This window comes from Pseudomonas asiatica (assembly GCF_040214835.1).
GTDB lineage: Bacteria > Pseudomonadota > Gammaproteobacteria > Pseudomonadales > Pseudomonadaceae > Aquipseudomonas > Aquipseudomonas putida_Z.
This window is the reverse complement of record NZ_CP157874.1, coordinates 942215-954812: the sequence shown is the minus strand read 5'-3', so window position 1 is coordinate 954812 and position 12598 is coordinate 942215. Positions and strand designations below refer to the sequence as shown.

At 63.2% G+C, this 12598-nt stretch carries 15 protein-coding genes, 1 tRNA gene and 1 pseudogene; 6 read left to right on the top strand and 11 right to left on the bottom strand.

Annotated elements, in window-relative coordinates:
- Positions 1-12 precede the first annotated feature (12 nt).
- Positions 13-97: transfer RNA gene (locus ABNP31_RS04400), tRNA-Leu, on the top strand.
- Between the two features lie 49 nt (positions 98-146).
- On the opposite strand, the gene ABNP31_RS04395 is transcribed toward ABNP31_RS04400, so the two are convergent.
- A complete protein-coding gene (locus tag ABNP31_RS04395; protein WP_085665018.1) occupies positions 147-1052 on the bottom strand; it encodes a LysR family transcriptional regulator in 906 nt (301 codons plus the stop codon).
- Positions 1053-1159: 107 nt separating this feature from the next.
- On the opposite strand from ABNP31_RS04395, the gene ABNP31_RS04390 reads away from it, so the two are divergent.
- Positions 1160-2431 carry a D-amino acid dehydrogenase gene (locus ABNP31_RS04390; RefSeq protein ID WP_350013038.1) on the top strand — a complete coding sequence of 424 codons (1272 nt, stop codon included), beginning with the start codon at positions 1160-1162 and terminating at the stop codon, positions 2429-2431.
- Positions 2432-2458: 27 nt separating this feature from the next.
- Entirely contained in the window at positions 2459-3361 is a 903-nt protein-coding gene (locus tag ABNP31_RS04385) for a transporter substrate-binding domain-containing protein (protein WP_350013037.1), read from the top strand.
- Between the two features lie 153 nt (positions 3362-3514).
- Here the strand turns inward: ABNP31_RS04385 and ABNP31_RS04380 are convergent, their stop codons facing one another.
- Positions 3515-3811, bottom strand: a complete 297-nt coding sequence (locus ABNP31_RS04380; protein ID WP_039613839.1) for an addiction module antidote protein — start codon at positions 3809-3811, stop codon at positions 3515-3517.
- A 190-nt stretch (positions 3812-4001) separates the two neighbouring features.
- On the opposite strand from ABNP31_RS04380, the gene ABNP31_RS04375 reads away from it, so the two are divergent.
- Positions 4002-4895, top strand: a complete 894-nt coding sequence (locus ABNP31_RS04375) for a bestrophin family protein (RefSeq protein WP_350013036.1) — start codon at positions 4002-4004, stop codon at positions 4893-4895.
- A 139-nt stretch (positions 4896-5034) separates the two neighbouring features.
- Here the strand turns inward: ABNP31_RS04375 and phnE are convergent, their stop codons facing one another.
- The 4 genes from phnE to ABNP31_RS04355 are packed head-to-tail and all read right to left on the bottom strand — an operon-like array spanning position 5035 to position 8289.
- A complete protein-coding gene (gene phnE / locus ABNP31_RS04370; protein WP_350013035.1) occupies positions 5035-5802 on the bottom strand; it encodes a phosphonate ABC transporter, permease protein PhnE in 768 nt (255 codons plus the stop codon).
- Complete coding sequence (locus ABNP31_RS04365) at positions 5799-6626, bottom strand: PhnE/PtxC family ABC transporter permease (RefSeq protein WP_350013034.1); 828 nt, start codon at positions 6624-6626, stop codon at positions 5799-5801. The genes phnE and ABNP31_RS04365 overlap by 4 nt, the downstream gene beginning before the upstream one ends.
- Positions 6620-7414 carry a phosphonate ABC transporter ATP-binding protein gene (locus tag ABNP31_RS04360; protein ID WP_085587682.1) on the bottom strand — a complete coding sequence of 265 codons (795 nt, stop codon included), beginning with the start codon at positions 7412-7414 and terminating at the stop codon, positions 6620-6622. The genes ABNP31_RS04365 and ABNP31_RS04360 overlap by 7 nt, the downstream gene beginning before the upstream one ends.
- Before the next feature lie 20 nt (positions 7415-7434).
- Entirely contained in the window at positions 7435-8289 is an 855-nt protein-coding gene (locus tag ABNP31_RS04355; RefSeq protein WP_025337756.1) for a putative selenate ABC transporter substrate-binding protein, read from the bottom strand.
- 126 nt (positions 8290-8415) lie between these two features.
- Between ABNP31_RS04355 and selD the strand changes: the two genes are divergently transcribed.
- Positions 8416-9450, top strand: a complete 1035-nt coding sequence (gene selD, locus ABNP31_RS04350; protein ID WP_085617441.1) for a selenide, water dikinase SelD — start codon at positions 8416-8418, stop codon at positions 9448-9450.
- Positions 9450-10562 (top strand): tRNA 2-selenouridine(34) synthase MnmH, encoded by a 1113-nt coding sequence (mnmH, locus tag ABNP31_RS04345; RefSeq protein ID WP_350013033.1) that lies wholly within the window; start codon positions 9450-9452, stop codon positions 10560-10562. The genes selD and mnmH overlap by 1 nt, the downstream gene beginning before the upstream one ends.
- A 132-nt stretch (positions 10563-10694) precedes the next feature.
- Here the strand turns inward: mnmH and ABNP31_RS04340 are convergent.
- From ABNP31_RS04340 to ABNP31_RS04320, 5 genes and pseudogenes are all read right to left on the bottom strand, one after another.
- Positions 10695-10841: pseudogene (locus tag ABNP31_RS04340) on the bottom strand (lysozyme inhibitor LprI family protein); the annotation flags it as partial.
- Between the two features lie 31 nt (positions 10842-10872).
- The gene (locus ABNP31_RS04335; protein ID WP_075043816.1) at positions 10873-11412 is read right to left on the bottom strand and encodes a hypothetical protein; all 540 of its coding nucleotides are present in this window, start codon (positions 11410-11412) and stop codon (positions 10873-10875) included.
- A gap of 12 nt (positions 11413-11424) precedes the next feature.
- On the bottom strand, positions 11425-11988 hold the full coding sequence (locus ABNP31_RS04330) for a GNAT family N-acetyltransferase (RefSeq protein ID WP_008093840.1): 564 nt from the start codon (positions 11986-11988) through the stop codon (positions 11425-11427).
- A 193-nt stretch (positions 11989-12181) separates the two neighbouring features.
- Complete coding sequence (locus ABNP31_RS04325) at positions 12182-12433, bottom strand: DUF3077 domain-containing protein (RefSeq protein ID WP_286101068.1); 252 nt, start codon at positions 12431-12433, stop codon at positions 12182-12184.
- Positions 12430-12576, bottom strand: coding sequence for a hypothetical protein (locus tag ABNP31_RS04320; RefSeq protein ID WP_169774995.1), 147 nt, complete (start codon positions 12574-12576; stop codon positions 12430-12432). The genes ABNP31_RS04325 and ABNP31_RS04320 overlap by 4 nt, the downstream gene beginning before the upstream one ends.
- Positions 12577-12598 lie beyond the last annotated feature (22 nt).

The window sequence follows — 12598 nt, the reverse complement described above, 5'->3', positions numbered from 1 at the left end:
TGCGCGCCACATGCCCTGATGGCGGAATTGGTAGACGCGGCGGATTCAAAATCCGTTTTCGAAAGGAGTGGGAGTTCGAGTCTCCCTCGGGGCACCAAGATCCGGAAAAAACCGACCTTATGGTCGGTTTTTTTTTGCCCGTCCGGTCAACGCCAGCGATCCAGCTGCCCCTGGGCACGGCTGCTGAAAATCGTCAGCAGCTCGCTCAATGTATGCGGTGACGGTTCGGCAGTGCGGGTCACCGCATACAAGGTAATCGGCAGCGCCGGGGTCAGCGGCCTGATCGCGGTCGCCCCAGGCGCCGCGCCAAGTGCGGTGAAGGGATCGATCACCGCCAGCCCAGCACCGGATTCGACCATCGCCCTGGCCAGTGAATAGGTTTGCACCGCGATGCTCACCCGTGGCGGCGGCTCCACCGCCTTGAGGTAGCTTTCGAGGCGCACCGACAGCGGGTCGGCGCTGGACAGCCCGATCATGGGCGCACCGGCCAGTGCCGCCAACGGCAGCGGCTTGCCTTCATCTTCCAGCGGCCAATAACCTGCCGGTGCCAATGCCACCAAAACTCCGCTGGCCAGCGCCTGAGCCTTGAGCGCAGGGTGATCTGGCTGTTGCAAGGTCAGGGCGACATCGATCTCCCGCATCAACAGGTTCTGCACCAGTTCGCGACTGTGGGCGCTGGACAACTCGCAGGCGATATCCGGATAACGCTGGGTCCATTCATGAATGGCCGGCGGCAGCAGCGACAGGGCCAGTGCCGGGGTCGCACCGATCCGCAGGCTGTGGCCTGGCGCGCGACGCAGGCTTTGCGCAAGGCGTCGCACCCCTTGCAGGCTCTCCGTGACCTTGTCGACCTCACGCTCCAGCTCCAGCGCTTCGGGCGTGGGCTGCAGCTTGCCGCGCACCCGCAGGAACAACGGGAAGCCCAGTTGCTGCTCGGCGTGCTGTAGCACCTTGGTCACGGCAGGTTGGGAAACGTGCAGCAACTGTGCGGCACCGCTGACCGAGCCGGTCTGGCGGATGGCCTGGAAAATCTCGATATGGCGAAGGCGCATGGCAAGTCCATAACCTTTGTTTATGGCTCAGCGATCTTTATTCATTTTTCGCCACGTGTCACCTGGCCCTAACCTCAGCCTCGTTCCAACCACGACCAAGGACTGACATGGCTCAGCATGTATGCATCATCGGCGGTGGCGTCATTGGCCTGTCAACCGCTTACGCACTGGTACGCGACGGCTTTGATGTGACGCTGATCGAGGCTCGCGATTCGTTGGGCAGTGAAACCAGCTTCGCCAACGGCGGCCAGCTGTCCTACCGCTACGTGGCGCCCCTGGCCGACGCAGGTGTGCCATTGCAGGCCCTTGGCTGGATGCTGCGCGGTGAATCGCCGCTGCGATTGCGCCCGCGCTTCGATCGTGCGCAGTGGCGCTGGATGGCAGCATTCCTGGGTGCTTGCCGCTCCTCGGTCAACCGCGCCAACGCCGGCCATCTGCTGCGCCTCGCACTGCTGAGCCAGTCGACCTTGCAAGCCTGGCGTGAGGAGGACGGCCTGGGTGGTTTCAACTGGCGACGCAACGGCAAGCTGGTCACCTTCCGCAAGGCCAGCAGCTTCGAGCATGCGCGCAATAACCTTGCCGCGCCCCAGCAACAACAGGTGCTGTCGCACGCCGACTGTGCCCGTCTGGACCCAGCGCTGGCGGAGGCGCCCTTTGTCGGTGCCATCTATACCCCGGATGAAGAAGTCGGTGATTGCCACAGCTTTTGCCAGCAACTGGCGGCGCGCTTGCAGGCGTCGGGACGCTGCAAGTTCCGCCTGGGCCAGGCGGTGTCCGGAATTCGCCATGCGCATGGCGTAGTGAATGCGATTGAACTGGACGACGAAGTGCTGCCGGTGGAGCACCTGGTGGTTGCGGCCGGCCATCGCAGTGCGTTGCTGGCACTGCCGGGCATCGACCTGCCGCTGTATCCGCTCAAGGGTTATAGCCTGACAGTACCGATTGGCGCCCAGCAACGGGCGCCGGACCTGAGCATCACCGACTACGACCGCAAGATCGTCTACGCCCGGATCGGTGAACAGTTGCGTGTGGCGGCGATGGTCGACATTGTCGGTTTCGATCCGTCGCTGGACCCCAAGCGCCTGGCCTTGCTCAAGCGCCAGGCCCGCGAGACTTTCGCCAACGCCGGTAATTATGACTACGCCATCGAATGGGCCGGCATGCGTCCGGCCACGCCTAGCGGCGTGCCGCTGCTGGGCGCAACGGCGTATCGCAACCTGTGGCTGAACCTTGGCCATGGTGCGCTGGGATTTACCCTGGCCTGCGCCAGCGCACGTCTGCTGAGTGAACTGATCGGCCAGCGCCGCCCCTCCATCGACCTGCAGGGTTTCACCGCCCGTGCGGCTGGTGGAAATAACCGTACTGCAGCATGTCTCTGATCCCCTCACCTACAACGGAAAATAACAATGCGAAAAATCACGTTGATCGGCTGCACCCTTGGCCTGTTCCTAGGCACCCAGGCCCATGCTGACGAAGCAGCGCTTGGGCCTACCCTGAGCAAGATTGCCAGAGCCAACAGCATTACCCTGGGCTATCGCGATGCTTCGGTACCGTTCTCTTATGTGGGCGACCATTCGGGGCAACCCATGGGCTACTCGGTAGACCTGGCGAACAAGATCGTCGAGCGGGTACAGCAGAAGCTGGCATTGCCCCAGCTCAAGGTGAAATACAACCTGGTGACATCGCAAACCCGCATTCCGCTGGTGCAGAACGGTACCGTTGACCTGGAGTGCGGCTCGACCGGCGTCACCGCAGAGCGCCAGAAACAGGTGGCGTTTTCCTATGGGTTCATCTATGTCAAAGGCCAGTTGCTGACGGCCAAAGACAGCGGGATCAAGAGTTTCGCCGACCTGCGCGGCAAGAACGTGGTGACCACCGCCGGCACCACCAACGAACGCTATCTGAAAAGCTACGACGTCGATAACAAGATGGACATGTACGTGATCAGCGCCAAGGACCATGGTGAGGCCTTCCAGATGTTGCAGTCCGGTCGGGCGGCGGCGTTCTACATGGACGATGCGCTGCTTTACGGCGAACGCGCCAAGGCCCGCGACCCGCACAATTGGGTGGTGGTCGGGGAAGAGCAGTCACGGGAAATCTACAGCTGCATGGTGCGCAAGGATGACCCACAGTTTCTCGCGCTGGTGAACGCGGCGCTGGGCGAGCTGTACAGTTCCGGGGAAATCAACGGGATCTACCAGCGCTGGTTCGAACAACCGATTCCGCCCAAAGGCTTGAATCTGGAATTCCCGATGACCAGCGAACTCAAGGCCATCTTTGCCAAGCCGGTGAGTGACCCGGTGGAGTAGCATCCAGACGACCAGCCCCTCTGGCTCACGGCCTCGCCAAGTACTGGAGGCAATGGCCTCGGCCGCTCCGACCGCGCCCCGTTGCCAGCGCAGGAATGACCTGCCATGAAGCTGACCAACCTCCCCGTTCAGCCCTCCGAAATCCCTGTTCTGCTAGCGGGGAACTACATGGGGCTGAACGAGGAGGTCGACACCCAAGGCACGAATGACTTTCAGCACAGTGTCAAAGCGTGGTTTTGCGCCTGGACTGAGTGCCTTGTACAGACTTTCCCTTCCCAACCCACTCTCGGTGGCGATCTGCGTCATTCCCCGTGCGCGAGCGATATGGCCAAGTGCCCGAATTATTTCCTCGGTATCGCCATCTGCGAGGACCTGACTAAGGTACTCAGTGATGGCCTCATCACTACTCAACAAGGCCGCCATATCAAACGGGATCAACTTTTCGCTCATTTCACACCCATTCAAGTGTTGAAGCGGCCCACTCTGTCGCCTTACCCCTTATATGGGAACTCAGGCATTTCCCATAGCGGGGTCAGACTTTTCTCTTCACGGTCATAAAAAACCTGCAACATTCAACACCCGAACCTTCGCCGCGCCTCGACGTCCGATCCTGCATCACCCGCGTTTCGAGGTACCCCGCGTGAAAGACATCATCACCCGCAAGTACCGCCTGGTCGTGAAGACCGTCGGCTACATCGGCTGGTCGCTGTTCTGGCTGCTGATCTGGGATGTGCTGGTCACCATCGATTTCATGCTGTTCTTCAACAGCAAGTTCACCCTGCCACTGATCCCGTTGACCTTGCTGGGCTCGGCGCTGGTGGTGCTGGTGAGCTTTCGCAACAGCAGCGCCTACAACCGCTGGTGGGAGGCGCGCACATTGTGGGGGGCGTTGGTGAACAGTTCGCGCAGCTTCGCGCGGCAGGTGCTGACCCTGATCGATGACCCGGATGATGGCCTGAACCCGATCAAGGCTACCTTGCTGCGCCGGCATATCGCCTATGTGAACTGCCTGGCGGCACACTTGAAGGGCGAGCGCTGCCCGGATGAACTGATGGCGTTCATCCCGCCTGCGGAATTCGAGCGGCGCAACCGTTCGAACAATTTCGCCAACGACATCCTGAGTGGTTCGGCGGCGTTGCTGGCGCGGGAATACCAGGCCGGGCGGCTGGACAGCATTCGCCTGGCAAGGCTGGAGTCGACGCTGGTGGACCTGTCCAACGCCCAAGGTGGCATGGAACGGATCGCCAATACGCCGCTGCCCTACCCTTACGTGTACTTTCCTCGGCTGTTCATCACCCTGTTCTGCCTGATCGTACCGGTGGGGCTGGTGGAATCGCTGGGCTGGTTCACGCCGCTGGCTTCGACGGTGGTGGGCTTCATGCTGCTGGCCATCGAGCGGATCGGGACGGATTTGCAAAGCCCGTTCAGACTCAGTGAACACCAGATCCAGATGGACAGCATTTGCGAGACGATCGAGCGGAACCTGGAGTCGATGCAGCGGGAGGCGCAGTGTGCCGGAGTTGTGGGTGCCTGAGGGATTTTGGGGCTGCTTCGCAGCCCATCGCGACACAAGGCCGCTCCTACAAGGGACCGCGCAAGCATCAAAGGCGGCGCTTTGCCTGTAGGAGCGGCCTTGTGTCGCGATAAGGCCGCAACGCGGCCCCGGCTATCCATCAGGCCCGCACATAGCGCTGGCGCAACACATCACTCAACGCATCCACCAGTAACACCAGCACCAGCATTCCCATGATCACCGTGCTGGCCTGGGCCTCCTGGAACAGGCTCAAGGTGGTGTACAGCATCTGCCCCAACCCACCCGCACCGACAAACCCCAGCACGCTGGCCATGCGGATATTGTTCTCCCACCGATACAGGCTATAAGCCAGCAACTGCGGCCACAGATTGGGCAAGGTGCCAAAGCAGAATGCCGCCACCTGGCTACCGCCCTGCAAGCGGATGGCCGCCGCCGGCTCCGGCGGTGCGTTCTCCAGCGCCTCGGCAAACAGCCGCCCCAGCACGCCAGCGGTGTGCAGCGCCAACGCCAGGGTACCGGCATTCGGCCCAAGCCCGGCCGCCAGCACCGTCAGCGCGGCCCACACCAGTTCCGGGATGGCCCGCAGGGCATTCAGCAACAACCGCGCACAGGCCTGCAGCGGCCAACCGAACCGGCCAGCGGCCGGCAGCGCCAACAGCATGCCCAGCAGCATGGCAAACAAGGTACCCAAGCCCGACATGGCCAGGGTTTCCAGCGCCCCGTGCGCAACCGCGCGCAGGTGCCCGGCAGACAGGTCCGGGTGCAGGAAACGCCCGGCATATTCGCCCATCTGCCCCAGCCCGCCGTTGCCGACCAGCGCCTGCAAGTCCAGCTCCAGGTACGCGAACGAGGCCAGCACCGCAGCCACGATGGCGCCTAGCACCAGCCAATTGATGACCCGGTTCATGCCAGCCTCCAACGCAGGAAGCGGCTAAGCAGGTCGGCCAGCATCACCAGGACCAGGAACGTCAGCAGCATGCTTGCCACTTCCGCTCCAGCGAACATGCGCATCGACAGGTCGATCTGCTGCCCCAGCCCACCAGCACCGACAAAGCCCATCACCACCGAGGCACGTACAGCGCACTCCCAGCGGTACACGGTGTAGGACACCACTTCGGACACTGCACTGGGCAGGATGCCGTAGAAAAACGCAGCCAGGCGGCCACTACCCGCCTGCAGCAAGGCATGCGCCGGGCGCTGGTCGACCGACTCGAAGATCTCGGCATAGACCTTGCCGAGCATGCCACTGTAGGTGATGGCAATGGCCAGTACGCCCGCCGTCGGCCCCAGCCCCACGGCCCGCACGAACAGCAACGCCCAGACGATTTCCGGCACACTGCGCAGAAAAATCAGCAACCAGCGCACCGGCAGGCGCAGCAACCGCGACCATAACCCGGCGCGACCGCCACGGGAGGCTGCGCGCAGCGACAGGGCACGGCTGGCCAGCAACCCGGCAGGGACCGCCAGCAGCAACGCCAACGCCATGCCGGCCGTGGCCACGGCCAGGGTCTGCAGGGTGGCTTCATACAGCAGCGAAAGGAAATCGGCATCGTGTGCCGGTGGCCAGAAGGCACTGGTGAAGCTGGCGATCTGCTGGCGGTTCTCTGCCTGCAGCAGCACCCCGGGGTTCAGTTCGCTCAACCGGATGCCAGGCCATAGCACCGCCACCGCCAGCAGGGACAGCAGCAACCGCGGCAGCAGCGCCGGGTCGCGGGCATCAAGCTTCAGCATCGCGGAATCTGCACGGTCAGGGTCGGCCCCTGGCTTGGCGGTGAAGCCAGTTGTTCGTTGGCGTACAGCGCATCCAGCAACTGCTCGGTCACCGCTTGCGCCGGGCAGTCGAACGCCACCTGCCCTTCGCGGATACCAATCACCCGCGGGAAGTGCGCCAGCGCCAGGTCCACGGCATGCAGGCTCGCCACCAAGGTCACACCATTGGCCTGGGCGTGGCGGTTTAGCAAAGCCAGGCTGTGGTCGGCCAGCACCGGGTCCATGGCCGACACCGGCTCGTCAGTCAGCAACACCTGCGGCCGCTGGTACAGCGCCCGGGCAATACCCACCCGCTGCAACTGGCCACCGGACAACTGCCCGCACTGCACGAACAGTTTGTCGGCCAGGCCCAGCTCGGCCAGGGCTTGGCGCGCCCCCGGCACATCACTGGGGTACAGCAGGTTGAGCAGCCCGCGCAGCACACCCCACTGCCCCAGGCGGCCGGCCAGCACCGCCGTCACCACCCGCTGGCGCGGTGGCAAGGGCGGTGCCTGGTGCACCAGGCCTACCCGCGCACGCAGGCGCTGGCGGGCCCTGGCGGACAGCGCCCAGGGCTGTTCGCCGAGCAGCTCCAGGCGCCCGCTGCTGGGCTGGACGGCAGTCGCCATCAGGTGCAGCAAGCTGGACTTGCCCGCCCCCGAAGGCCCGATGATGGCGACGCGCTCGCCCTGGCCGATGCTCAGGCTCACGGCATCAAGCGCACGCACCTGGCCATGGCGCAGCCCGGCCCCGTGCAGATGAATAGCCACGTTGGAAGCCACTGTCGATGTCACTTGAGCAGGCCGGCCTCGCGTGCAGCCTGTTCGGTGCCCACGTAGTTCTCAGGTTTGGTCTCGATGAAGCGGCTGGCGGCCTGCAGGTCGAGGATCGCCTTGTGCTCCGGGTTGGCCGGGTCGAGGCCGAGGAAGGCTTTCTTGATCTTCTCTTTCAGCGCCGGGTCCATGTTGCCGCGCACGGTCCAGTTGTAGTCGAAGTAGGTCGGGGTGGTGGCGAACACCTTCACCTTGGCGGTATCGACCTTGCCGGCATCCACCAGCTTCTGCCACACGCTGGCGTTGAGCACGCCGCCATCGACCTTGCCGGCCTGCACCCAGGCCACGGTGGCATCGTGGGCGCCGGAGTAGGCAACGCGGCCGAAGTAGTCTTCAGGCTTGATGTTGTCCTGCTTGAGCATGAAGTAACGCGGCATCAGGCTGCCCGAGGTAGACGAGATGGAACCGAAGGCAAACGACTTGCCCTTGAGGTCGGCCAGGCTCTTCACATCAGGGTTGGCGGTGATGAACTTGGAAGTGAACTGCGCATCCTGTTCACGCTGAACCAGCGGCGTGGCGGCAGGGTCCTTCAGGTGCACCTGCACGAAAGTGAAGCCCCCCAACCAGGCCAGGTCCAGGCGGTTGGAAGCCAACGATTCGACTACCGCCGGGTAATCAGCCACCGGCACGAACTTCACCTCCATGCCCAGCTGCTTGGCCAGGTACTCGCCCAAAGGCTTGAACTTGCGCTGCAGTTCGGTCGGTGCTTCGTCAGGGATGGCGCTGACCCGCAGGGTGTCGGCAGCCTGGGCGACAACGGCACAGCAAGACAGCACGAGGCCGGCGGCGAGCGCCAAAGGGCGTTTGAGCATGGGTGTTCTCCGGTTCAATAGCGGGGAAAGGCCGGCTTATGCGCCGACGACGGGAATTATAAGAGGCGCAGGCGCAAAGGCCAGCTTTGCTACAATCGCGCATCAAATTGACCTCCTGAGGTGCACATGAGCGAGCCGATTCGCCTGACCCAGTACAGCCATGGTGCCGGCTGTGGCTGCAAGATATCCCCCAAGGTGCTGGATGTGATCCTCGCTGAAAGCGGTGCCCAGGCCCTGGACCCGAAACTGTGGGTGGGCAACGCCTCGCGCGACGACGCTGCCGTGTACGCGCTGGATGACGAGCGCGGCGTGGTCTCGACCACCGACTTCTTCATGCCGATCGTCGATGACCCGTATGACTTCGGCCGCATCGCCGCCACCAACGCCATCAGCGACATCTACGCCATGGGCGGCGACCCGCTGATGGCCATTGCAATCCTCGGCTGGCCGGTCAACGTGCTGCCGCCGGAAGTGGCCCGCGAAGTGATCCGCGGTGGCCGTGCGGTATGCGCCGAAGCCGGCATCCCGCTGGCCGGCGGCCACTCCATCGACGCGCCCGAGCCAATCTTCGGCCTGGCCGTCACCGGCGTGGTCAGCAAGCGCCACCTCAAGCGCAACGACACCGCCAGCGCAGGCTGCCACCTGTACCTGACCAAGCCGCTGGGTATCGGCATTCTCACCACCGCCGAGAAAAAGGCCAAGCTGCGCACCCAGGACCAGGGCCTGGCGCGCGACTGGATGTGCACCCTCAATACCCCCGGCAGCCGCTTCGGCAAGCTTGACGGGGTCAAGGCCATGACCGACGTCACCGGTTTCGGCCTGCTCGGCCACCTGGTGGAACTGGCCGAAGGCAGTGGCCTTACCGCACATCTGGACTATGCCGCCGTCCCGCGCCTGCCCAGCGTCGACCACTACCTGGCCGAGGGCTGCATCCCCGGCGGAACCCTGCGCAACTTCGATAGCTACGGCCACAAGATCGGCGCCCTGAGCGACGACCAGAAGCACCTGCTGTGCGACCCGCAGACCAGCGGTGGCCTGCTGGTGGCGGTTACCCCGGAAGGTGAAGCCGAGTTCCTGGCGGTGGCCGCCGAACTGGGCCTGCAGCTGGCGCCGATCGGCAAGCTGGTCGAGCGACAGAGCCACGCGGTCGAGGTGATCTGATGCGCCCCGACTGCACCGACTTCCGCCAGTTGTTCCTCGACGATGTGCCGATGATGGACATGCGTGCACCTGTCGAATTTGCCAAGGGCGCCTTCCCCGGTGCCGTAAACCTGCCGCTGATGAATGACCAGGAGCGGCAAAAGGTCGGCACCTGCTACAAGCAGAAGGGCCAGGCTGAAGCCATCGTTCTGGGCCACAAGCTGGTCAGCGGCGAGATCAAGCAGGCACGTCTGGAGGCCTGGGCAAAGTTCGCCGAGGATCACCCGGAAGGCTACCTGTACTGCTTCCGTGGCGGCCTGCGCTCGCATCTTGTGCAGAAAGTGCTGCGCGATGAGAAGGGCATCCACTACCCCCTCGTCGAGGGCGGCTACAAGGCCATGCGCCACTTCCTGCTGGAGACTACCCAACAGGCGGTCGCGCAATGTGATTTCGTGCTCGTGGGCGGCCTGACCGGCACCGGCAAGACCGACGTGCTGCACCTGCTGGACAACGAGCTGGACCTGGAGGGCTACGCCAACCATCGCGGTTCCAGCTTTGGCAAGCGCGCCACTGCACAGCCAGCGCAGATCGACTTCGAGAACAGGCTGGCCATAGACGTGTTGAAAAAACGCGCCCGGGGTATCGAGCAGTTCGTGCTGGAAGACGAAGGCCGAATCGTGGGCAGTTGCACCGTACCGCTGGAGTTGTACCAGGGCATGCAGCAATACCCACTGGTGTGGCTGGAAGACAGTTTGGCCAACCGCGTGGAGCGTATCCTGCGCGACTACGTGATCGACCTGAGCGCCGAGTTCGTCAGCCTGCATGGTGAAGAAGATGGCCTTCGACTGTTTGCCGAGACGCTTCTGCAGAGCATGGGCAGGATTCACAAGCGCCTCGGCGGCGAGCGCCATCAGCGGCTGTCGGAAATCCTGCGCCAGGCGCTGGAAGAACAGCAGCGCAGTGGTTCGGTGGAGTTGCACCGGGTCTTCATCGAAAGCTTGCTGGGCGAGTATTACGACCCGATGTATGCCTACCAGCGTGCAGCGAAGGCAGAGCGTATCGAGTTTGCCGGGGATGCGGTGGAAGTGCGCGAGTACCTCAAGGCCCGGGCGCTGCGCGAACCGCGCAAGTAGAAGCGCGGTGAATGGCACCGGCGTTGCCGGTGTTCGCGGGTAAACCCGCTCCCACAGGTACAGCGTGATCCCAAAGCCTGCGAAATACCTGTGGGAGCGGGTTTACCCGCGAAGAGGCCAGTACAGACAACCTCACTGCCCAGGGCTGAGCACCCGCTCCAGCTCCGCCGCGCGGTCTCGGGTCATGCTCATCACACAGGTCCCACCTTCCAGCTGCGCCATGGTCCCGCCACTGGCCTGCACATGGAACCCGCAATTGCCATCGCGGTAGGCAAGCCAAATACTTGGTCATAAACCCTGCTTGTGGGTATCACAGCGTCTGTGGCTGTTCCGGCGGCATCAGTACCTTGCCCGGTTCGAAGCGCAGCGACGGCATCTGCGTTGCCGCATACAACGCCACGCCAAGCGCCGCGATCAACACCACATCCAGCCAGCTCCAGCCCGGCATGTCGTCGGCGCTACGTGCCCTCCAGCAATGCCAGGCCTGGCCCACACAAAACACCACCATCGCCGCCAGCCACAGGTAGAAACCGGCACCGAAACCGGCCAGGTCATGAAATTCATAGCTCTGATTGTCCGGCAGGCGGTCAATTCCAAAGCTGCTGGCCGCCAGATACACAGCCACCAGCCCGACCAGCAATGCCAGCCGGCGAAAGCGTCGATGAGCAAGGACCGCCAGGGCCAGCAACGGGTTGGCAAACCACTGGTACAGACCGAAGGGCATGCCCCAGGGCCCATACAACAGCATCTGCAGGGCCGGCATGTGGCGGTCGCCACTCATCAGCGCGCCATCGAAGAACAGTGCGAGCAGATACAGCAGCAGGCTGAAACTCAGGTAGAAAACGGGCAAAAGATTTACTTCCTAGGCAACCGGGGGCTCTAGCAGAAGGCCATAAATACCCGAATCGGACAACTCGCCGGCAACGCACCAACGCGCACGCAATGTGCCTTCCAGCACGAAGCCCTGGCGCTCCAGAGTGCGTGCCGAACCTTGGTTGCGCGGGTCGATCTCGCCTTCCAGGCGGCGCATGTGCAGGGTGTGGGCGAGGTAGTCGATGAAGCAGGTCAGTGCTTCGTCCATGTAGCCCCTGCCCTGCACCGCGCTGGCGAGGCAGTAGCCGATTTCACCACGGCGGGATACATCGTCGATGTTGAACAGCTGGACCATGCCGATCAGTTCGCCGTTGTCACGGCGGTACATGCCAAGCTTGAGCTGGTCGCCATTGGCATAGGCTTCGCGGTCGGCGGCCAGGGCGCTTTCGGCTTCGGCCAGGTTTTGCCAAGGTGCATGGTGCCAATAGCGCATGACCTCGGGGTCGGCCATGATCGCCAGCCATTGCGCGGCATCGGCATGGCGCATGGGGCGCAATTGCAGACGCGGGCTGTCGAGGCAGAGGTCACTGGGGAAACTGCGGGGTGGGGTCACGCCGGATCTCCTGTCCATTGCTGAGGAGATGACAGTTTAACGTCAAGCGATCGGTTCAAGCATCCCGGGGCTGCTTTGCAGCCCTTTCGCGACACAAGGCCGCTCCCACGGGTAATCACTGCGCATGAGGCCTGTGGAGACCTTGTGGGAGCTGGCTTGCCGGCGATGGGCCGCAAAGCGGCCCCAAAATCGTTCAGGCGCCCCGATTCAATCCCAGTTCCATGTCATTGACCAACGCCTTGGCCATGGCACTGAGAATACGTGCCGCGCTGCCGGCGATCTTGTCGCCCTCCATCTCGGCCTCTTCGTTCAAATGTTTGATACAGCCGATCAGCACCGACAATTCATCGAATGCCAGATCAAGCGGTACACCCGGCTCTACCCGGTACAGCTCAAGGAATTTCTCCGCACCTACGGTGGTGCGGGATTTGAGGTGGTCGCTCATGCCTGGGCCTCCTGCGCCTTTATGTGGGCTAACAAGGCGTGCAACAGGGCAGTTTGCGTCGACATGTTTTCGAGAAGGGTGGAACGCAGGTCCGGGGCTTCTGCGTCGAGGTATTGGAGGATGGTGTTGGAGAGAATGTCCATGACCTGGGTAGCCTGGGACTTC

Coding starts and splice junctions, on each gene's coding strand:
- ABNP31_RS04395 (WP_085665018.1), bottom strand. CDS start 1,052: ATGCGCCTTCGCCATATCGAGATTTTCCAGGCCATCCGCCAGACCGGC.
- ABNP31_RS04390 (WP_350013038.1), top strand. CDS start 1,160: ATGGCTCAGCATGTATGCATCATCGGCGGTGGCGTCATTGGCCTGTCA.
- ABNP31_RS04385 (WP_350013037.1), top strand. CDS start 2,459: ATGCGAAAAATCACGTTGATCGGCTGCACCCTTGGCCTGTTCCTAGGC.
- ABNP31_RS04380 (WP_039613839.1), bottom strand. CDS start 3,811: ATGAGCGAAAAGTTGATCCCGTTTGATATGGCGGCCTTGTTGAGTAGT.
- phnE (WP_350013035.1), bottom strand. CDS start 5,802: ATGAACCGGGTCATCAATTGGCTGGTGCTAGGCGCCATCGTGGCTGCG.
- ABNP31_RS04365 (WP_350013034.1), bottom strand. CDS start 6,626: ATGCTGAAGCTTGATGCCCGCGACCCGGCGCTGCTGCCGCGGTTGCTG.
- ABNP31_RS04355 (WP_025337756.1), bottom strand. CDS start 8,289: ATGCTCAAACGCCCTTTGGCGCTCGCCGCCGGCCTCGTGCTGTCTTGC.
- selD (WP_085617441.1), top strand. CDS start 8,416: ATGAGCGAGCCGATTCGCCTGACCCAGTACAGCCATGGTGCCGGCTGT.
- mnmH (WP_350013033.1), top strand. CDS start 9,450: ATGCGCCCCGACTGCACCGACTTCCGCCAGTTGTTCCTCGACGATGTG.
- ABNP31_RS04325 (WP_286101068.1), bottom strand. CDS start 12,433: ATGAGCGACCACCTCAAATCCCGCACCACCGTAGGTGCGGAGAAATTC.
- ABNP31_RS04320 (WP_169774995.1), bottom strand. CDS start 12,576: ATGGACATTCTCTCCAACACCATCCTCCAATACCTCGACGCAGAAGCC.